This is a genomic window from Bradyrhizobium sp. CB82, assembly GCF_029714405.1.
In the GTDB taxonomy this organism is placed as follows: domain Bacteria; phylum Pseudomonadota; class Alphaproteobacteria; order Rhizobiales; family Xanthobacteraceae; genus Bradyrhizobium.
This window is the reverse complement of the sequence record NZ_CP121650.1, coordinates 5562922-5582612: the sequence shown is the minus strand read 5'-3', so window position 1 is coordinate 5582612 and position 19691 is coordinate 5562922. Positions and strand designations below refer to the sequence as shown.

Genomic DNA, 19691 nt, shown 5'->3' with positions numbered 1-19691 from the left:
GATGTTCTAGGCGCCAAGCGCGGCAGCCGCCGCGCGGCGAACAAGTCCCGGCAACACGCTGACGCGATACCAGGCTGGCGCGTCAACGCCGTCGCGGCCGACGAAGTCTTCCGCCAGTTCAGCCGCGGTCCGCGCGGCTCCCTCGGCGTCGAGTGGACGCCCAATCAGGGCGGCCTCGAGCCGCTCCCATCGTCGCGCCACCGGTTCGACAGAACCTACTGCAATCCGTGCGGCCTGCACCCGACCCGTCGCATCGATGCTGACCGAGAGGCTGACGATGGCGACCGGATAATCGCCGGCTTTGCGCAAGGGCAGGCGGGCATGAGCCGTCTTGCGCTCACTGCGGGGTACGATGATTTGCGTGACGACTCGGCCAGGTGCCAAGGTCGATCGAATCTGGAGAAAGTGTTCCAGTTTCATCCGTTCGCGACCATCCCGGCCTGCGACCTCGATCTCGGCACCGAGGCAGAGCAACGCCGGTATGCAATCGGCCGAGGCGAAGTCTGGCGTTGCAAGATTGCCGCCGATCGTCGCCATCGCGCGGATCGCCGGGTTCGCAGAGCGACCGGCGGCGGCCGCAAGGACATTGAATTCGGGAAGATCGGCCAAAGCGCCCGCGAGTGCCGCGTGCGTCACCACTGCACCGATCTCGACCACATCGGCCCCAATCCGGACCGCTCCGAGTTCGGCGATCCTGCCTATCGCGACATAGTGTGCCCTCAACGGCTCGTGCCGGATCGGCGATCGCATGATCCACGTGCCGCCGGCAAAGGGGGCGCCGGCCGCGCCGTATTCGCTCAGCGCATCGAGCGCACTCGCAAGCGAAGTGGCGACATGGATTGACGAGGCCGCATCGTGCGCCGCGGCCGGGGCGATCTGCGTGAGAGAGCTGGGGGTCATTGGCTACGCTCCAGTCGCAGGCGATCGAGCAGCACGCCGACGATGACGATCGCGCCCAGCACGACCATCTGGACGTATCCGTCGACGCGGGTGAGATTCATGCCGTTGGACAGGATCGTGATGAAGAGCGCGCCGAGCACGGCGGTGCCGACCCCGCCGCGTCCGCCCGCGAGGCTCGTGCCACCGACCACGGCACCCGCGATTGCCTGCAGCGATAGCGCACCGCCGAGGTTCGGCTCGCCGGAGCCGGTGCGCGCCGTCATCATGATGGCGCCGAGCGCGGCAAGGGCTGAGCACAGCACATAGGTCGCAACCAGGATGCTCTTTACCGGCAGGCCGGCGACCGCGGCCGCGCGTGGATTGGTGCCGATGATGTAGAGCGATCGCCCGAACACTGTGCGCGAGAGGACCAGGTGGAGCGCGATGCCGATGGCGACGGTGATTGCGATGGCCGCTGGCACGCGGAAGATGCTGCCGCCATAGAAAATTTGCGAGAATAGACTCGGCACCCCTTGTACGGGCCGGCCGGAGGAGAGCGTGGTCGCAATCCCGATCGCGATGTTGTAGCTGCCGAGTGTCGCGACGAAGGGATTGACGCCGAGCAGCGCGATGACCACGCCATTGAAAAGACCGCAGGCGACGCCGAGGCCGATGCCAGCGCCGAGCCCAGCGAACAGCACCACGCTGGTGTCGTGACCCGCCGCCGCGGCGCCGGCCATGGCGAGCGCTGTACCGACGCTCACCATCGAGACCGTCGGGCCCAGCGCGAGGTCGAAGCCGCGCGTCAGGATGACCACGGTCTGGGCCATCGCGAACAGAGCGAGGTAGCTAGTCTGCTGGGCAACGTTGAGCAGGTTGGCTGGCGAGAGCACGCCATGGTCGAACGTGGCGAAGCCGAGCAACAGGGCCACCAGTGCAGCCGGCAGCACCGCATTCCAGACCCAGCGGCCTAGCAGCGGTTTGGTGCGATCGGTGTCCCCGGCCATGACAGACAATTCGAGGTCAGACACGGGCGCTCCTCCATCGACCGAGTTCGTCCAGCGCCACGGCCGCCACCATGATCACGCCGAGGAAGACCGGCTGCAGCCGGGAGTCGACGTGCAGAAGGTTGAGTGCATTGGCAAGGATGGTCAGGAACAGCGCGCTGATGGCGACGATCTCGACCCGGCCGACGCCACCACGCAAGCTGACCCCCCCGATGACTGCCGCCGCAATCGATTGCAGCATCATTCGATCGCCGCCAAAACTTGCCTGGCCGGAGCCGACCTGCGCGGTGAGGAGGATGCCGGCCAGCGCCGCAAGCGCGCTCGAGACGACGTAAGTGCCTACGATGTGGCGCTGGATCGACACGCCCGACACCACGGCCGCGTCGACGTTTCCGCCGATCGCATAGACGTAGCGGCCGAACAGGGTCCGTCGCTGCGCGAACACCATCACGAGGATCACGATCAGCGCGACATGGACGGCGGTCGGCAGGCCAAACGCCTGCGCGCGCCCAAAGCCCTTCACAAAGGTGTCGGGCATGCCGTAAACGGGGATGCCGTTCGTGATCATGAGGCCGACACCAGCGGTCGCCGACATCGTGCCCAGCGTCACCACGAAGCCGGAGACCTTGAGTTTTGCCACGCAAAATCCGTTGATGAGCCCGACCACAATCCCGCAGCCGAGACCGGCTGCGACGCCGCTTGCAATGATGAGGGCGGTGTTGCCGGGAAACGCAGCAGCGGTGGTCGCCATTGTCTTGGCGGTCACGACGCTCGCGAGGGCGACGACGGCGCCAACTGACAGATCGAAACCGCCTGCGACGATCACGAGCGCCTGGCCGCTGGCAACGATGGCCAGCAGCGAGGCGTTGCGCAGGATGTTGAGGATGTTGATGATGCCGTAGAACTGGGGATCGACCGCTGCCATGCCGGTCACGAGCAGCACCAAGAGTGCCGGCAGAAGCCCGATCCGGCCGGCGATCGATCGAAGACCGATCGAGCTCTGCGGCTCCGCAGTGATCAGCGCCGTGCTCATGCAACCTCCGTCACGAGATGGTCGCGGAAGAAGCTCGAAAGCACGTTCTGCTCGGTTTTCTCGGTGCCTGTCAGTTCGGCGGCGATGCGGCCGTGATGCATCACATAGAGCCGGTTCGACAACGCCAGCACCTCCGGCAATTCCGACGACACCACGATCACGGCGGCGCCGGCCTCGACCAGACGTTTCATGAAATCGTAGACTTCGAGCTTGGCGCCGACGTCGATGCCGACGCTCGGCTCGTCGAACAGGAACACGGTCAGCTCGCGCGTCAGCGCGCGACCCAGCATCACCTTCTGGCGGTTACCGCCGGACAGAGCGCCGGCAGGGCGTTCGATATTCGGGGGCCTGAGCTGCAACTGCGCCATGACGCCGGCGATCCTTGCGCGCTCTGCGGCCTGTCGTAGCACGCCGAATCGGGCGAAGGCAGGCAGGTCGAGCACCGTCATCGAGGCGTTCTCGCGGATCGGCCGGGACAGCGCGAGCCCTTCGGCGATCCGGTTGGCGGGGAAATAGGCGATGCCGCGCTTCAGGCTGCATCGCGGGGCTGGAAACTCATAAGGCGCGCCGTCGATTCGGATCACGCCGGACGTCGCCGGCTCGATGCCATAGATGGCGCGGATCAGCTCCGACTTGCCGCAGCCGACAAGGCCGGCGATACCGGTGATCTCGCCGGCGCGGGCATAGAGGTTCACATCGCGAACGCTGCCGTCGACAAGCGTCAGGTTTTCGACGTCGACCATCACCTTGTCCGGCCTGTGCGCGATGATCGGGAACAGCAGATCGATCTTGCGACCGGTCATCAACTCCACCAATTCGCCGTCAGTCGAGGTCGCGGCATCGAGCGTGCGGATGTGGCGGCCGTCGCGGAGCACGGTCACGCGGTCGGCCAGCGCGCGGATCTCACGCATGCGGTGCGACACATAGATCAGCCCGACATTCTGGCTCTTGAGCCGGGCGATAAGCTCGAACAGCCGTCCGGTCTCGCGCTCGGTGAGCGAAGCAGTCGGCTCATCGAGGATCAACAGGCGCACCTTGCCGAGCAGCGCCTTGGCGATCTCGGCCATCTGTTGATGGGCGCGGGAGAGGTCATCGACGCGTCGTGAGGGATCGAGGTCAAAGCCGAGCTCGTCGATGAGCGCTTGGGCGCGCCTGCGCATCTCGCGGGCACGCAGGATGCCGTTGTTCGCGATCTCCCGGCCGAGAAACAGGTTCTCTTCCACGGTGAGGCTTGGAACGAGCGAAAATTCCTGAAACACCGGGCTGATGCCGATCGCGCGCGCCCGTTGCGGCGTGAGATGGCTGATCTCCTCATCGTCGAAATGGAACGTGCCCTCGTCGGGCGGAAATGTCCCCGAGACCACGTTGATCAGGGTCGATTTGCCGGCGCCGTTCTCGCCGAACAGGACGTGCAACTCGCCGGCGCGGACATCGAGATCGACCCGGTCGAGCGCGCGTACGCCCGTGAAATGCTTCGAGATACCTCGCAATTGAAGCAGAGGCTCCGGCCTCGGGTCGACGTCGACATCCATCTGCTGCTCCACAGGCGGTTGAGACCAGAGGCGGGAGACGCATCTCCTGCCTCAACAGTGATCCGCAGGTTTACTTGGCCTTGACCGAGTAGACCGGGGTCCAGCTTGCCGGCGCCAGCACGAGGTCCATCTGCAGCTTCGGCACGGTGGTCTTGTCGATCACTGCGGCCGCCGGTTGGACAAGGCTCATCACAGGCTTTTTCTCGATGAGACGCACCGCCTGGTCGATCGCAATCGCGCCTTCGCCGACAGGATATTGGGTTGCGAAGGCGAGAATGTCGCCGCGGTTCAGCGCGTCGAGCATGGCCTGGTTTTCGTAGGACGACACGATCTTCAGGTCGCTCCGACCAGCCTCGGCGACGGCGCCGATCGCGGCCTCGGCCGTTGGCGCGGTGCCCCAGATCACGTTCATGCTGGGATGGGCCTGCAGCGCGTCCTGGATGAGCTGGAGTTGCACCGCGACGCCGGAGTCGCCGAATTTCTCGGACAGAATCTTGGCGTTTGAGTTCTTCGCGATGGCCTTCTTGAAGCCTTCGTTGAACGATTCCGCCCAGCCCGAGCCGGCCGGTCCGGGGAACGTCACGATGTTGAGCTTATCGCCGGGCTTGGTCTGAGCCAGCAGGCCCTCGCCGGTGACCTCACCCATGGCGACGAAGTCGACATAGTTGGCGGCGGGCAGGGCGTTGGGGGGCAGCGGATTGGTGACGCCGACGACCGGAACGCCCTTGGCCTTGGCCTCTTCGAACTTCTTGCTCAGCCCGGCGCCCGAGATGGCTCCCACGATGATGGCATCTGGACCACTCGCCATGCAGTCATCGAATTGCGAGAGCTGCTTGGGCAGGTTCTCGTAACCACCAGCTTCATAGAGGTTCATGTTGACGTTCATCGCTTCCGCTTGCTTCACGATGCCGTAGGCGACGGCGACCCAAAAACTGTCCTTCATGTGGGGAAAGAGGACGCAAAGCTTGTAGGGCTTCTCGGCCTTCGGCAGCGGCGTGTACTCCGCAGCCTTGGGCGTCCCCGATGACGCGTCGTAAACCTTCATCGGGAACCAGGACGTGTCGGCCGCGGCCGGTGTCATCGCCGTGGCGGCAAGTGCGAGAGCAGCCAGGCCGAGTGCGCAGCGGATCGGCCGGAACCGGTTGGAAGAAAGGCATGTCGTGCTCGTCATAACGCAATCCTCAGGGTTCGAATGAAAGGCAAGGACCGACGACTTCGGATCCTCTTTTACGCGCCACGTCGCCCGTGGGCGGCGCGGTTGCCGATGGTGGTCAGGTCCACATCGCGACCGAGCGTCGCTCGAATACGTCGCGGAACTGGCGTGTGGATTCGGGAAGCAACTCTCCGGTCCCCCAGTCGAGGATCACCGCGTGCTTGCGGATCACGTCGAACGCGTCGATCGCGCCGCTGCGATAGCGTTCCGCCACGACTTGCGGGTCCAGCCGGACATTGGCGACGCGCTCGGCCCTGATCTTCGCGCGCAGGGCATCGGTAGCGACCTTGTCGACCTCGTAGCTGCAAAGCTCTGCATCGATCGTGTGAACGATGACGCCATAATCCTTGGCCGCGCGTTCGACCGAGACGTAGTCGTCCTTGATATCCTCGATCACGAGGTTCGGGTCGCGTTCGAGTGGATCGCCGAACCCGCCGCCGCCGGCGGTCGGGCGCGAGAAGATATCGCCTTCGCCGATCGGAACGTCGGAGAAGATCGAGCCGAGCCGCTCCTCGGCCTTGCTGCCCGCGCGCTTCAAGGTCAGGCCGTGCGGCATGGAGGGCAGGCCGCCTTCGATGCCCCAGACCACGGCCCGCTCGCGGTCGCAGATGTAGGAGATGACAGTCTTTTCGGCCTGGAGCATGCGCGACGTCTTCACCACGCCGGCGCCACCGCGCCATTTGCCGGGGCCGGGGGAGTCTTTGAGGATCTCGCATTCGGTGGTCAGGATCGGATTGGCGCGTTCCTGGCCTTCGACCGGTTGCGACATAAGCCCGGTGCCGAAGCAGGCCGTGGTGACGTTGCTGCCGTCCTTGCCGTTGCGGCCGCCCCAGCCGCCCGGAAGCCAGTCGTAGAACATGAAGATCGGCTTGTCGGAGCTGCGCGCATCGAGGCCGCCGGTGAGCAGATATTCGAGATTGAAGGCGCAGGCGAGGCCCCGTTCGGGCATCAGCTTCGACCACATCTCGTAGATCGAGTTCATGATCTTCTCGAACGGCATCAGGAAGCCGGTGACCGCGATCGGCCATCTGGCATCGACGATCGAGCCCTCGGGCGCAATGATCTCGAAGCAGCGGTAGAAGCCGGAGTTCAGCGGCAGGTCGGGGAAGAACGTCTTCATGCCGGCCGCAACGGCCGAGAATGTCGAGCCGAACGCCGAGTTGTAGATCGAGCCGATGGTGGGATGGCTGCCGCTGAAGTCGTAAATCGCACGGTCGCCCTTGATCGTCATCTTGATGCGGATCGGGATCATTCCTTCGCCGCCGGCCGGATCGCGGTCGATGAAGTCGACCGTCTCCCATTCGCCGTCGGGCAGCGCCGCGATACGCTGGCGCGCCGAACGCTCGACATAATCCTGCACGGCGGCAAGTCCGGTCTCGACGGTATCGCGGCCATATTTAGTGACGAGACGCAGGATCTCGCGCCCGCAGACCGCTGTTGCTTCCGCCTGGGCCTGGATGTCGCCGATGATCGAGGCGGGGTCGCGCGTGTTGGAGGCGATGAGATGCGCGACGTCTTTCTTGAGACCGTTCTTATCGAACAGGCGGATCGGCGTGATGCGCAGCCCCTCGCGGAACATTTCGCGCGCGGCGACGTCGAACGAGCCGGGCACGCTGCCACCGACATCCGACCAGTGTCCGTTGGACTGGCTGAAGGCGATGATCTTGCCGTCGGCGAAGATCGGGCGGATCAGACGGACGTCGGAAAAGTGCGTGCCACCGGCATAGGGATCGTTGATGGCGAAGACGTCGCCTTCATGCATGTCGCCTTCGAAATGGCGCATGACGTCCTGGCAGGTAAAGTGCAGCGTGCCGACGTGGACCGCGATATCCTGATTGCCCTGGGCCGCACATTCGCCCTTGGCGTCGTGCAGCGCGCTCGAGAAATCACGGTTATAGATCACAAAGGAGTAGCAGGTCCGCAGCACCTGCTCGCCCATCTGGTCGACGCTGGTGATGAAGGAGTTCTTGAGAACCTCGAAGGTCACGGGGTCGAGCGGGAGATCTCCGGCCATGGTTCACTCCTTCACGCGGATGATGATGTTGAGATATTTGTCGACCTCGGCGCTGGCGCCGGGCGGCACGACGGTGGTCGCATCGACCTGCTCGATGATCGCAGGCCCTTGGAACGAGAAGCCGCAGGGGAGGTCGTCGCGCTCGTAGACGGGGGTGTCGAGTCCGTTGCCGTCGAACCAGACCCTGCGGCGGCCGACCGGCTCAGGGATGACGCCGGTCGGTTCGTGGACGGCAAATTCGGCCTTGGGAACGATGCCCACCGCCTTCAGATTGAGGCGGAAGAAGCTGACCGGCGCGCTGTCGCGGCGGAAATTGTATTCGCGCTGATGCTCGGCATGGAATCTCTGCACGAGTTCGGCGATCGCACCGATCGGGCGCGGTGCGTTGACGGCGAGCGAGCGCCACTGGCCGCGATACATCATGTCGATCGAGCGCTGCAGCACGATGTCCTTCTGGTCGACGCCCTCATGGGTGAGTCGCGCGAGAGCGTCCTTCTCCAGCTCAGCGAACTGCGCCTCGATGTCGACGGCGTTGGCGTCGGAGGCATCGACCATGCAGCTCTGCGAGAAATCGTGCTGCATGTCGACCAGCAGGCAACCAAGCGCCGAAGTCACGCCAGGATTGGGCGGCACGATCACGACGGGGATCGCGAGCTCACGTGCGACGTCGACCCCGTGCAGGGCGCCGGCTCCGCCAAAAGCCACCAGCGCGAAGTCGCGTGGATCGTAGCCGCGGCTGATCGAGATCAACCGGACCGCATCCGACATGTTGGCGTTGGCCACCTTGACGATCGCGTCCGCTGCCTCGTGCAGACCGAGGCCGAACGGCTTTGCAACGCCATCCTCGACCGCCCGTTCGGCCAGTGCGGGGTCGAGCTTCACCTTGCCGCCGGCGAGGCTGGTGCCGAGCCGGCCCAGCGTGACGTTGGCATCCGTGTTGGTCGGCTGGGTGTTGCCGTTGCCGTAGCAGGCCGGTCCGGGGTAGGCGCCGGCCGACTGCGGGCCGTTGCGCAAGGAGCCGGCCGGATCGGTCCAGGCCAGCGACCCGCCGCCGGCGCCGATGGTGAGCACCTCGATCGAGGCAAAGCGGATCGGATAGCCGAACTCGATATGCCAGTCCTTGGTGATGCGCGACTGCCCCTCATAGGCCAGCGACACGTCGGTCGAGGTGCCGCCCATGTCGAGGCCGATCGAATTGGGGAAGCCGCAGAGGCCGGCGACGTAGCGGCTGGCTATGGCGCCAGCGGCAATGCCGGAGCCGGCGAGACGCGCGGCGAAATCCTTCACGCTGGCCGGCGTCATCACGCCGCCGCCGGTGTGAAGCAACAAGAGATCACGGGAGTAGCCTTCATGAGCGAGCCGATCGCCGAGCCGGCTCGTATAGTTCACGACCACCGGACTCACGACGGCATTGGCAACCGTCGTCGAAAACCGCTCGTGCTCGAAGATTTCAGGAAGCACCTGTGAGGAGATCGAGACCGGGACGTCGGGCATTTCCGCAAGCAGGATGTCGCGCATGGCGCGCTCATTGGCGCCGTTGAGATAGGCGTTCATGAAGCACACCGCGACCGCCGCTACGCCCCGGCGCTTGAGGATGCGTGCGACGCTGCGCGCGGCCTCGACGTCGAGTGGCTCGATTACCTTGCCACCGGCGTCGACCCGTTCGGGCACGGTCAGGCGGTCGCGCCTTGGAACATACGGTTTGACGACGTCCTTGTAGGTGTCCCAAAGATCTTCCTTGTTGGCGCGACGAATCTCGATGACGTCGCGAAAGCCTTTGGTCGTCACCAAGGCGGTGCGGGGTAAGCGGCGCGTGATCAGCGCGTTGGTGGCGACCGTGGTGCCGTGCGAGAACAAGGCGACCTTGGACAGATCGATTCCCGCCTTGGACACGCCGCCCATGATGCCTTCGATGGGATCGCGTGTGGATGATGTCTTCTCGATCCGGATGAGGCCGGTCGTCTCATCCATGATGCAGATGTCGGTAAAGGTGCCGCCGACATCGACGGCCACACGAAGGGTCTGCACCATGCGTCTTCCTTTCGAACAAGCGTTTCGCCAATCATAGGCAGATCGGCGGCTTGCCTTCTTGACGCTGAGCGCAGGAAGATTTGTGCGAGAGAGCGACGGGCACGTGTGCTCGGACCGCCGGCGGATTGCCTAAGAATCGGTCATTCGGACGTCAGGTGACGTTTTTTCAGGAATTGGAGGTGCGTGAAGTCGTTCGCGCTTCGCTCGGTGTACGACCGAACCGGCTGCGATAGTTGCGGCTGAATTGTGCCTGGTCGGCAAAGCCCCATTGATAGGCGATTTCCGAAATGCTCTTGCGGCAATTGGGATCGCGCAGCAGGGCATCGCACATCGAAAGGCGCTGGTTGCGGATATAGGCGCAGACGGTCATTCCTTCGCCCTCGAAAATCTGGTGCAGATATCGAAGCGAGATGCCGCAGCCGTCGGCAATCATCTGGGGCGTGAGCCGCATGTCGTCGAGGCGACCGCGGATGAAATGCTCGCAGCGATGCAGATGGCCGTTGCGCACGGACGAAGAGTGGCCGGTCAGCACGCGGTCGTCAGCCTCGATGGCCATCGCCAGGAGCTCGATGAGATGCTTGCCCATCATCGTGCGTGCCGTCTCGTCCATCTCGCCGATACGCTCGCCGGCAAGCCGCAGCGTGTCGACGAACAGCGCGCCGACGCTGCGACTGGCATCGAATTGCAGCGTGGCGAGACGTTCGGGGCGCGTGATGCGGGCGCGCAGCACGGCGCTCGGGATCTTCAGCACCCAGAGCGCCGCAGGATCATGGTGGCTGAATTCGTAAGGCAGATGGCTGCGCTCGATCACGAAGGCGCCAGGCCGGCAGCGCACATCCTTGCCATCTTGCTCGAAGCGGATCTCGGCAAGCTCAGGCACGGTAATCAGGAAGGATTCTTCCCGCTCATTCTGGAGATGCCGTTCATGACGCTTGTAGAGCAGGCCGTTCGCGATGTTTCGGGATACGGAGACTGGCCCCATGGACCAGGCGCCGAGGCTGGCGTTGAAGTCGCTGCGACTCGGAAAACGAAGGTCAAGCGAGAAATAAGTCCTGGACACGACGTCCTGCCAGTACTGACGCCGGGCTTGCAATGGAATGTCAGTGGTCGTGTAGTTGACTTGCATGTCTCACTCCCCGCCGCCGGCTGTGTCTCCCGTCCGTCGTGTCCCCGCACAAGTGTGACGAGGGCAGCCGGACGGCGTCAAGTCGAATAAAACGGAAACAGATATCTTAGATTTCGATCGCCTCCTCGGGCCGGTGCCGATGGTCGAGGCTGACCGGCGGCCTGGCCGGACCGACGCCGGCAACCGCAAAGCGCATGAAATCGAGGAACGCCCTGGCGGCTTCCGACAGTTTGGTGTCGCGCCGCCAGGCGAGGCCCACGTCCATGCTGGGAACCTCATCCTCGATGACGCGGGTCTCGATCCGTTGCCCTTCCAGCGACCAGGGCCGGTAGATCAGGTCGCACAGAATGGCGATACCCATGCCGCCTGCAACCATGGAGCGCACCGCTTCGACCGAGGAGGTGCGGAAGACGGTTTTCGGTTCGAGCGCCGCATGGGTCCAATAGCGCATCGAGGTGTGCTTGGCCTCGTCGACGGTGAGCATGACGTAAGGATAGGCAGCGATCTCCGCGAGATGGACCCGCTCCGCGCGGGTCAGTGGGTGTTCAGGCGCAAGCCACAGCCGGCGCGGCGAGCGCAACAAGGTCTCGCTGACGAGCATGGCATTGTCACGGAGGTTGGAGACCAGCATGACCGCGAGATCGAGCGCGCCGTCGACGAGCGCACGTTCGAGCACGTCGCGCGGGGCCTCGAACAGCTCGATGGTGATGCCGGGAAAGCTCGCCCGGAAACGCATCTGGTGACGCGGCAGGAAATAGCCGGACACCGTGTAGGTGACGCCGATGCGCAACGTCCCGAACAGCGGGCCTGCGGACATATGCGTACTGCGCACCGCTTCGGAGACCGCAGCAAGAATCTGGCGGCCCTGGGACAGGAAGCGACTGCCTTCCAGTATAACCGTCACGCCGTTCGGCGTGCGCTCGAGGAGGCGCGCGCAAACGGTCGCTTCGAGCTGCTGGATCGCCGCTGTCACGGCCGACTGCGAGACGTTGAGGTCAATGGCCGCCTGACCGATACGTCCGGTCTCGGCAGCGGCGATGAAATAGCGGATCTGTTTCAGAGAAACGGACATCGCGGTCGTTCCGATGTTTGCATAGCTCATGTCTGGTGCTTTTCGGCCCCAACGTGTCCGCTGCAACTCTCGTGCCGCTCGAGGAAGTTTGGCAGGACGGCCGTCCGGCGCAGATGTGAGGCGCAAACACACCTATTCGCCCCGACCCGTGCGGTCGGGGTGCCGACAGATCGTGCGGACCTAGGGCAGCTACGCCAAGGCTGTCCGGAGCTTGCCCAGCAGCTCCGCCCGGTTCTTGCGGGCGGCAAGCGCCTGATCCATGCCGACCTTGACGAATTTTACCGGCGTGTTGGGCTGAAGCTGGCCGATCAAATCCATGTCCGCGGCAATGACGGTGCCGACCATGAAATATCCACCGCCCGAGACTGCGTCACGATGCAACACGATCGGCTCGGTGCCACCGGGCACCTGGATCGAGCCGTAGGGATAGCAGGCATCGGTGATGTTGGACGGATCGGAGCCGGCGCCGAACGGCGGCTCGCGCGGAACGAATTCGAGCGATTTGCCGCCCTTGAAACGGTAGCCGATGCGATCCGCTTCCGGGGCGACCTTCCATGTGTCGGAGAAAAAGCCGTTTCCGGCAGCCTCGGTGATGCGGTGCCAGTAGAGGCCCGGCATGGCGCGCAGTTCTGTGGGCACCCCGGCCGGCTGGCCGCGCAGGTCCTTCGCGACCGTGCGGCCATCTTTCACCGCCGCTACGGCCTTGCCGACCGGCAGTTCGTCGCCGGCTTCGAGCTTTCGTCCGTTGAAGCCGCCGAGCGCGCCAAGCGCATAGGTCGAGCGCGAGCCGAGAACGACGGGAACATCGATGCCACCGGCGACCGCGATGTAGCCGCGCGCGCCCTGCTTGAGGAAATCGAACGAGAGGATCTGGCCACGTCTCACCTTGAAGCTGGTCCATGTCTCGCGCGGTTCGCCATCGAGCTTTGGTGGCAGCTCGGCGCCGGTGATCGCCACCGTCGCGTCCTCGGTGAATTCGAGCTCTGGCCCCATGAACACGGCTTCGAGCACGGCCGCACCTTCCGGGTTGCCGACGAGCAAATTGGCCGCCGCGAGCGCGTGACGGTCCATGCCGCCGGATAGCGGGATGCCGATGTGATAGTAGCCGGGACGCCCGAGGTCCTGGACGGTGGTCGCAAGACCCGGCTTCAAAACCTTAATGGCCATGGAGGACTCCATCGAGCTTGCGGTTATAGGCATCAATGTCGCGGTTGAAATCGGTCAGCGAGAACGAGACGTCGCGGATGACCGGCGCGAAGCGGCCGGCATCGACGTCGGCGACCGCCGCGTCATAGGCTGCTCTGTCGATCGGCTTCCACTTCACGATGTCGCCGGGTCTGAACAGGCACATGAAGTCGCGCAGGTAGCTGATCTTCTGATTGGGATCGTAGATCGGCATCGGCGTGATGCCGAACATCTGGTAGCCGCCAGCACCGCGCACTGAATAGATGCAACTGAAGCACCCACCGTGCCCGACGGTGAGCTTCGGCGTGTCCGTGCGGGGCCGCAGATATTTCGGCGCCTGAAGCTGCCGGTTGCGCTCCACCATCTGGTAGAGGAAGGGCAGGCCGGCGACGAAGCCAACCATCGAAACGAACCATGGAGCGCTCGAATGCGCCTTGATGAAGGCATCGACGCTCTCGAGCCCGTTGATGCGCGCGGCGTATTCGAGATCGGTCCCGTTCGGATCCTGATGGCGCTCGCGGAAGCGCATCAAGGTTTCGCGCGTCCAGGGATCGTTGTAGAGCACGGGGATCTCGATGATCCGGGTCTTGATCACCGGCTCGGACTTTTCCGACCCCGTATCCAGCCGCTTGAGTTCGGCGAGGAGATCGTCGGGCTTGATCTGATCAGGGTCGAACTTGACCTGGTAGGACGCATTTGCCGGACAGATCTCGATCACGCCCTTGATCTTGGCGTCGCGCACCGCATTGGTGACGAAGAGGCTTTTGAAAAATGCCTCCAGCGACATCGCTTCGCCGACTTCGGCGAAGATGTGCTCGTCGCCGCCGAAGGAAAATCGGGTTTGCATGACTAGCGGCCTCCTGTTGTTGACGGGGCGGGTTCTCTCGCGATCATGAGCCAACCTTTGCGGTCGGTAACGGTGCCCCAAGCGTCGCGGCATGGGATTCCAGCCATGGCTCGAGCCAGGCGGTGTGAAAGCGTCCGGCCTGCACGTCGGCATCACGCGCAAGTGCCTGATGTAGCGGCTTCGTCGTTGCGAGCCCCTCGACGTTGAGCTCGGCAAGGGCGCGTTCGAGCTTTCGGATTGCGCCCGGCCGGTCCTTGTCGTGCACGATCAGCTTGCCGAGCAGGCTGTCGTAGAAGGGCGGGACCGCGTAGCCCTGATAGAGCATGCTGTCGAAGCGCACGCCGTCGCCGCCGGGCACGCTGAGCGCGTTGACGGTTCCCGGGTTCGGCAGGAAGTTCCTCGCGGGATCCTCGGCATTGATGCGCACTTCGATGGAATGGCCGCTCACGCGCACCTCGTCCTGGCGAACGCGCAGGCGCTCGCCGCCGGCGATCCGGATCATCTCGCACACGAGGTCGATGCCGGTAATCATCTCCGTCACGGGATGCTCGACCTGGATGCGGGTATTCATCTCCAGGAAATAGAATTCGTGCGTTCTGTCGTCGTAGAGATATTCGAGCGTTCCGGCGCCGCGATAGTTGACTGCCTTGGCCAGCGCGACAGCAGAGACACAAAGCTTTTCGCGGACGGCTGGAGCCAGCGAAGGCGAGGGGGCTTCTTCCCAGACCTTCTGGCGGCGACGCTGCAACGAGCATTCGCGCTCGAAGCAATGGATGACGTCGTGCCCGTCGCCGAGCACCTGCACCTCGATGTGCCGTGCGCCTTCGATCAGCTTCTCGACGTAGAGCCCGCCATCCCCGAAGGCGGCGAGCGCCTCGGCCTGCGCCTGCGGCATCAAACGATGAAACTCGTCTGCCGAACGGGCGATCCGGATGCCACGTCCGCCGCCGCCGGCCGCCGCCTTGATCATCACGGGGAAGCCGGTCTTGTCGACCAGCGCGAAGGCGGCCTCTGCCGACTCCAGGCGACCTTGACTGCCGGGGACGGTCGGGACGCCAGCGGAAGCCGCTGCCTCGCGCGCGGCGACTTTGTCGCCCATCAGCCGGATCGATTGCGCGGTCGGGCCGACGAAGATCAACGCCGCCGCTTCGACGGCCGCCGCGAACTCGGCATTCTCTGCCAGGAAGCCGTAGCCGGGATGAATGGCGTCCGCGCCGACATTCTTGGCTGCATCGAGGATGACGGCCTGGTTGAGATAGGATTTGGACGCCTGGGGCGGTCCGATCTCGATCGACTCGTCGGCGAGCCTGACGGCGAGCGAATCCTTGTCGGCCTTGCTGTAGACCTGGACGGTCACAATGCCGAGCTCGCGCGCGGCGCGGATGATGCGCACCGCGATTTCGCCGCGATTGGCTATGAGGAGCTTTTTGATCGCCATGGAGATGCGGTGAGCCTCAAACGTCGATTTCGGCGATCGGCTGGCCGGCCATCACGGGCTCCTCATTCTCGGCGAGGAAACGCAGGATCTTGCCCGCGGCGCCAGCCTTCACCTCGTTAAACGACTTCATCACCTCGATCAGCCCGATCGTGTCGCTATCGGCAACCGGGTCACCGTCGTTCTTGTAGACCGGCTTGTCGGGAGCGGGCCTGCGATAGAAGATGCCCGGAAGCGGCGAGAAGATCTGTTGGGGTGCCATGGGTTCCTCGTTGTTGGCGCGCTGGCTCAGCGCGCAGTGAGATAGGGGCGAACCGCCTCGCGAACGGCCTCTGCGATCGCGACCGCGTTCGGCGTGTCGGAATGGATGCAGATCGAATCCGCGCCGACCGTGATGTCGTTCCCGGCCACCGAGCGTGTCTTGCCCTCGTTCACGGCCCTTGCGCAGCGGCTCGCGGCGTCGACTGGATCCTTGGCTTCATGCTCGCGGGTGATGATGAGACTGCCGTCGGCGTTGTAGTCGAGATCGGCGTAATATTCGGCGACAAAGATGTGGCCGCGCCGCTCATAAACCCTTTGATGCAGCGTTCCCTTCATGCCGAGCAGGGGCACCTTGTAGACGTCGGCGGCATCGGCTACGGCTTCGGCGATCTCCTCGTTGCGCGACGCCATGCCATAGAGCGCGCCGTGCGGCTTGATGTGGTTGAGGGCCATGCCCTCGGCGTCAAGGAACGCCTTGAGCGCACCGATCTGATAGAGCAGGCAGTTGACCAGCTCCTCGCGGCTGATCTTCATCTCCCTGCGGCCAAAACCCTGCAAGTCCGGCAGCGAGGGGTGCGCGCCGACCTTCACGCTGAACTCCTTGGCGAGTTGCACTGTCTTGCGCATGTGATTGAAGTCGGAGGCATGAAAGCCGCAAGCGACGTTGGCGACGTCGATATGGGGCATCAGTGCTTTATCGTCGCCCATCTTGTAGAGGCCGTAGGCCTCGCCCATGTCGCAGTTGATTACGACCATCTCTCCATTTCCTCCCAACGACTTTGCAGACGAAGAAGCAACGCCGTCCGGGGGCGCGACTGGCGTACCCCGGACGGCGCATTGCCGGCTTACTTGGACACCAGATAGTCGAGCGGAATCTTCTCCGAGATCGTCCACTGATCGACCACGCGCGGCTTGCCAGCCTCGGTGTCGACGATCAAGTAACGACCCTGGTTCTGGTGGTGGATGTCCTTGGTGAAGGTGCGCGGCCCGAACAGAGTGGGCTCGTTGTTCATCTTCTCTAGCTCGGCCACGACCGGTGCTGCGTCTGTCGATTTGGCGCGCTCGACCGCCTTGGCCCAGACGTCGATCAGGACGTAGCCGGGATAGACGTACTGGCTGGACGGATCGCCTCCGGTGAATTCCTTGTACTTCTTGTTGAACTCGTTGACCTTCGGATTGGGATCGTCGCCGTAGACCGAGCCCTGCACCGGAACGTAGAAGTTCGATAGATCCGGTGTGGCGTTCAGCCAGTAGCTGCCGTCGACGCCCGAGCCGTTCAGGATCATCGACTTGATGCCGGCGGCGCGGATCTGCTTGATGGCGGAAACGGCGCCCGGCATCATCGTGCAGAGCATGATGGCGTCGGGTTCCCTTGGCAGGCTCTTGATGCGCGTGATCTGCGAGGCGATGGAGGCGTCATCGTTCTTGAAAGTGTCGCTGCCAACGAGCTTGGCCTCCTTCAGGTGCGGCATCTGCCAGTCGAAGCCGTCGCAGATGCCCTTGTTGTAGACGGTCCAGCTATCGAGCAGCCGGTAGAAACTGCGCGCATCTTTCTTGGTATAGGCCCATTCCGCCATGGTGGCGCCTTGTACGGCCGCCAGCACCGAAGCTGAGAACGAGAAGGGGCCGACGCCGGGAATACCGGCCTTGATCGACTCCGCGCAGAGGAAGAAGGAGACTTTGCCGGCGGCTTGCGCCTGGAGCGCCGCGGGTGCGCCGAAATCGTAATCGCAGGAGACGATGACGAGGTCGGCTCCCTGGTCGAGCACCCCAAGACCGGCTTTGGCGCCTTCGGCCTGGTCGGTCTTGGTGTCGGCGAAGACGGGCTTGATCTTCTTACCGAGCAGGCCGCCGGCCTTGTTGATCTCGTCGATCCGGATCAGGGCTGCATCCTGCGCCGGCTTGTCATAGGCCTGCATGAATCCGGATGCCGCGGTCGCAAAGCCGACGACGATCTCGTCGGCCGCCTGGGCGGGCGTGAACCAGAGCGCGGACGCTCCGGCCAGAATGCCAATTACTGTCTTCAAACGCATGAGCCACTCCTCCAATTGAGCAAACGAACATCAGTTCAGTTCCTTCAGCGCCGTCTGGACGGGGCGCGCCAGACGCCGCTGTAACGGCCATCCGCGCCAGGAGAATTCCTGGTTGCGGGTCAGTCCCGTGGGCAAGTACATCAGGATGACGATGGTGATGATGCCGATCGCGATCTCCTGGACGCCGTTCGGCAATGCGACGGTGTGGCCGTTGAGGCTGATGCCCTTCTCGAGATTGCGAAACAGCTCGATCAGCACTGACATCAGGACCACGCCCGAGACGGCCCCACTGAGGCTGTACATGCCGCCGACCACCAGCATCGACAGTGTGACGAAGGTCGTACGCAGATAGAATGCGCCTGGATTGACGATGCTCAGGAAGTGCGCATAAAGCGCGCCGGCGAGCCCAATGATGAAGGCGCTGACGACGAAGGCGATGAGCCGCTCGCGGACTATGTCGATGCCGGAGGCGCTCGCCGCGACCGCCTCGTCGCGCGTGGCGCGGAGCGCAAGCCCCGAGCGCGAGATCGAATAGAGATAGGCGATTGCGATGGCAATTGCCGCACCGAGCCACCCGATCCAGACATTCATGGTCGGCGGAATGCCGACGATCGAGCCCTGTCCGCCCGTCACCGAGTCCCAGTTCGAATAGACGTTGTTGACGACGCCGAGCAGGCCGAAAGTCGCGATCGAGGCGGCTATGCCCGACAGGCGCATGATGATGCGGCCAATGATCAGCGCGAACAGCGCCGCGAACGCGCCCGAGATCGGGGTTGCCGCCCACATGGGCAGTTGGGTATGCAGCAGCCAGGTCGGCAATCCCTTGAGCGTGATCGACTTCATCACTGGTGGGATGGCGAGCCAGGCGGTCATGTAGGCGCCGAGGCACATGAAGCTGATATGGCCGAACGACAGCAGGCCCGAATTGCCGACGAAGACGTAGAGGCCGACTACGACCATGACGTTGATGAACATCTCGACCGCGGTGCGATTGAAGGCGCGGCTGCCGAATTGATAGGTAAGGGCGGCCATGATGAGCAGCGCGATGATCAGGATGGTCGGTGTCACGATCGTCTGCCGGATGACGGATGGCCGCTTCGACATTCGATCAAACTCTCTGCTTGGCGGATTTCGGTGCGAACAGCCCCTGGGGCCGCACCAGGAGCACGACGATGACTGCGCCGTAGACGAAGGCGTCGCGGAACACGCGGGCGTCGTGCGGCAAGGTCGCCTGGAACACGACGCTCGCCGCGCCGATCAGGAAGCCGGCAGCAACGGCGCCGGGGATGCTGCCGAGGCCACCGATCACGGTCGCGATGAAGGCGATCAGCATCACGTTGGCGCCCATGCCGATATCGGCAGTGCCGGAGTTGGTGGCCAGGATCAGGCCGATCGCCGCGGCCATCATGCCGCTGATGGCGAAGGCCAGCAGGATCACCCCATTGGCACGGACCCCGAGCATGCGGGCCATGGTGAAATTCTCGGCCGCCGCGCGCATCTCCAGCCCATAGCGCGTTTGCTTGAGGAACAGGACGAGTACGATCAGCACGACAAGCGTTATGATGATGGTCACGACCTGGAGCATCGGGATGTGGGCGCCGAGGAGTTCGACCGGCAGGCCGAGGCTCGGCCACAGCGTGATCGATTTGGGCCGGCTCGAATACAGCATCAAGAGGAGATGCCGGATGACGAAGCCGAGCGCGAAGGAGGCGATCATCATCGTCGCCGGATTAGTGTTGCGGAAACGACGGAAGACGATGATCTCGGACAGGATCGACAGTACCGCGCCGATCATGAGCAGAAGCGGGATCAGCAGGTAGAACGGCAGTTGGCCGACAAACACGATCGCTGCCGCGTCGACCGAGGGCCACAGCATTGCAAACACGCAGAAGGCGATGAAATCGCCATGGGCAAAGTTGACAAGCCGCATGACGCCGAAGATCAGGGCGATGCCGAGCGCACCCAGGGCGTAAAGGCTGCCGAGGCTCAGCGCGTCGAAGACGATCTGCAGGACCTCCGTCAT

General features: G+C 63.9%; 17 protein-coding genes. All 17 read right to left on the bottom strand.

Features of this window, described 5'->3' with window-relative positions:
* Positions 1–6: 6 nt before the first annotated feature.
* The 17 genes from QA640_RS27190 to QA640_RS27110 all read right to left on the bottom strand — a co-directional run bounded on the left by QA640_RS27190 (position 7) and on the right by QA640_RS27110 (position 19691).
* Positions 7–900, bottom strand: a complete 894-nt coding sequence (locus QA640_RS27190; protein ID WP_283035969.1) for an FAD binding domain-containing protein — start codon at positions 898–900, stop codon at positions 7–9.
* Positions 897–1910: an ABC transporter permease gene (locus QA640_RS27185; RefSeq protein ID WP_283035968.1), complete on the bottom strand. Its 1014-nt coding sequence runs from the start codon at positions 1908–1910 to the stop codon at positions 897–899. Before QA640_RS27185 ends, QA640_RS27190 begins: the two co-directional genes overlap by 4 nt.
* Positions 1903–2919, bottom strand: coding sequence for an ABC transporter permease (locus QA640_RS27180; protein ID WP_283035967.1), 1017 nt, complete (start codon positions 2917–2919; stop codon positions 1903–1905). Before QA640_RS27180 ends, QA640_RS27185 begins: the two co-directional genes overlap by 8 nt.
* Entirely contained in the window at positions 2916–4451 is a 1536-nt protein-coding gene (locus tag QA640_RS27175) for a sugar ABC transporter ATP-binding protein (RefSeq protein ID WP_283035966.1), read from the bottom strand. The genes QA640_RS27180 and QA640_RS27175 overlap by 4 nt, the downstream gene beginning before the upstream one ends.
* 70 nt (positions 4452–4521) lie before the next feature.
* Positions 4522–5622, bottom strand: a complete 1101-nt coding sequence (torT, locus tag QA640_RS27170; RefSeq protein ID WP_283035965.1) for a TMAO reductase system periplasmic protein TorT — start codon at positions 5620–5622, stop codon at positions 4522–4524.
* A 100-nt stretch (positions 5623–5722) separates the two neighbouring features.
* Entirely contained in the window at positions 5723–7678 is a 1956-nt protein-coding gene (locus QA640_RS27165; protein WP_283035964.1) for a hydantoinase B/oxoprolinase family protein, read from the bottom strand.
* Positions 7679–7681: 3 nt separating this feature from the next.
* Entirely contained in the window at positions 7682–9706 is a 2025-nt protein-coding gene (locus QA640_RS27160; RefSeq protein WP_349253753.1) for a hydantoinase/oxoprolinase family protein, read from the bottom strand.
* Between the two features lie 169 nt (positions 9707–9875).
* Positions 9876–10835, bottom strand: a complete 960-nt coding sequence (locus QA640_RS27155; RefSeq protein ID WP_283035962.1) for a helix-turn-helix domain-containing protein — start codon at positions 10833–10835, stop codon at positions 9876–9878.
* Between the two features lie 106 nt (positions 10836–10941).
* Positions 10942–11907: a LysR family transcriptional regulator gene (locus tag QA640_RS27150; protein WP_283042908.1), complete on the bottom strand. Its 966-nt coding sequence runs from the start codon at positions 11905–11907 to the stop codon at positions 10942–10944.
* A gap of 189 nt (positions 11908–12096) precedes the next feature.
* Positions 12097–13074 (bottom strand): biotin-dependent carboxyltransferase family protein, encoded by a 978-nt coding sequence (locus QA640_RS27145; protein WP_283035961.1) that lies wholly within the window; start codon positions 13072–13074, stop codon positions 12097–12099.
* Complete coding sequence (locus QA640_RS27140; protein ID WP_283035960.1) at positions 13064–13939, bottom strand: allophanate hydrolase subunit 1; 876 nt, start codon at positions 13937–13939, stop codon at positions 13064–13066. The genes QA640_RS27145 and QA640_RS27140 overlap by 11 nt, the downstream gene beginning before the upstream one ends.
* A 43-nt stretch (positions 13940–13982) precedes the next feature.
* Positions 13983–15377 carry an acetyl-CoA carboxylase biotin carboxylase subunit gene (locus QA640_RS27135; protein WP_283035959.1) on the bottom strand — a complete coding sequence of 465 codons (1395 nt, stop codon included), beginning with the start codon at positions 15375–15377 and terminating at the stop codon, positions 13983–13985.
* 16 nt (positions 15378–15393) lie between these two features.
* Positions 15394–15636, bottom strand: a complete 243-nt coding sequence (locus QA640_RS27130; RefSeq protein WP_283035958.1) for an acetyl-CoA carboxylase — start codon at positions 15634–15636, stop codon at positions 15394–15396.
* A 26-nt stretch (positions 15637–15662) separates the two neighbouring features.
* Positions 15663–16391 (bottom strand): 5-oxoprolinase subunit PxpA, encoded by a 729-nt coding sequence (gene pxpA, locus QA640_RS27125; RefSeq protein ID WP_283035957.1) that lies wholly within the window; start codon positions 16389–16391, stop codon positions 15663–15665.
* 89 nt (positions 16392–16480) lie between these two features.
* Entirely contained in the window at positions 16481–17668 is a 1188-nt protein-coding gene (locus QA640_RS27120) for an ABC transporter substrate-binding protein (RefSeq protein ID WP_283035956.1), read from the bottom strand.
* Positions 17669–17698: 30 nt separating this feature from the next.
* Positions 17699–18772 carry a branched-chain amino acid ABC transporter permease gene (locus QA640_RS27115; RefSeq protein ID WP_283035955.1) on the bottom strand — a complete coding sequence of 358 codons (1074 nt, stop codon included), beginning with the start codon at positions 18770–18772 and terminating at the stop codon, positions 17699–17701.
* Positions 18773–18776: 4 nt separating this feature from the next.
* Complete coding sequence (locus QA640_RS27110; RefSeq protein ID WP_283035954.1) at positions 18777–19691, bottom strand: branched-chain amino acid ABC transporter permease; 915 nt, start codon at positions 19689–19691, stop codon at positions 18777–18779.

What these genes read in the sequence shown, in the direction of transcription:
- QA640_RS27190 (WP_283035969.1), bottom strand. Translation starts at nt 900, where the DNA reads ATGACCCCCAGCTCTCTCACGCAGATCGCCCCGGCCGCGGCGCACGAT.
- QA640_RS27180 (WP_283035967.1), bottom strand. Translation starts at nt 2,919, where the DNA reads ATGAGCACGGCGCTGATCACTGCGGAGCCGCAGAGCTCGATCGGTCTT.
- QA640_RS27175 (WP_283035966.1), bottom strand. Translation starts at nt 4,451, where the DNA reads ATGGATGTCGACGTCGACCCGAGGCCGGAGCCTCTGCTTCAATTGCGA.
- torT (WP_283035965.1), bottom strand. Translation starts at nt 5,622, where the DNA reads ATGACGAGCACGACATGCCTTTCTTCCAACCGGTTCCGGCCGATCCGC.
- QA640_RS27165 (WP_283035964.1), bottom strand. Translation starts at nt 7,678, where the DNA reads ATGGCCGGAGATCTCCCGCTCGACCCCGTGACCTTCGAGGTTCTCAAG.
- QA640_RS27155 (WP_283035962.1), bottom strand. Translation starts at nt 10,835, where the DNA reads ATGCAAGTCAACTACACGACCACTGACATTCCATTGCAAGCCCGGCGT.
- QA640_RS27150 (WP_283042908.1), bottom strand. Translation starts at nt 11,907, where the DNA reads ATGTCCGTTTCTCTGAAACAGATCCGCTATTTCATCGCCGCTGCCGAG.
- QA640_RS27145 (WP_283035961.1), bottom strand. Translation starts at nt 13,074, where the DNA reads ATGGCCATTAAGGTTTTGAAGCCGGGTCTTGCGACCACCGTCCAGGAC.
- QA640_RS27140 (WP_283035960.1), bottom strand. Translation starts at nt 13,939, where the DNA reads ATGCAAACCCGATTTTCCTTCGGCGGCGACGAGCACATCTTCGCCGAA.
- QA640_RS27135 (WP_283035959.1), bottom strand. Translation starts at nt 15,377, where the DNA reads ATGGCGATCAAAAAGCTCCTCATAGCCAATCGCGGCGAAATCGCGGTG.
- QA640_RS27130 (WP_283035958.1), bottom strand. Translation starts at nt 15,636, where the DNA reads ATGGCACCCCAACAGATCTTCTCGCCGCTTCCGGGCATCTTCTATCGC.
- pxpA (WP_283035957.1), bottom strand. Translation starts at nt 16,391, where the DNA reads ATGGTCGTAATCAACTGCGACATGGGCGAGGCCTACGGCCTCTACAAG.
- QA640_RS27120 (WP_283035956.1), bottom strand. Translation starts at nt 17,668, where the DNA reads ATGCGTTTGAAGACAGTAATTGGCATTCTGGCCGGAGCGTCCGCGCTC.
- QA640_RS27115 (WP_283035955.1), bottom strand. Translation starts at nt 18,772, where the DNA reads ATGTCGAAGCGGCCATCCGTCATCCGGCAGACGATCGTGACACCGACC.
- QA640_RS27110 (WP_283035954.1), bottom strand. Translation starts at nt 19,691, where the DNA reads ATGACGGAGGTCCTGCAGATCGTCTTCGACGCGCTGAGCCTCGGCAGC.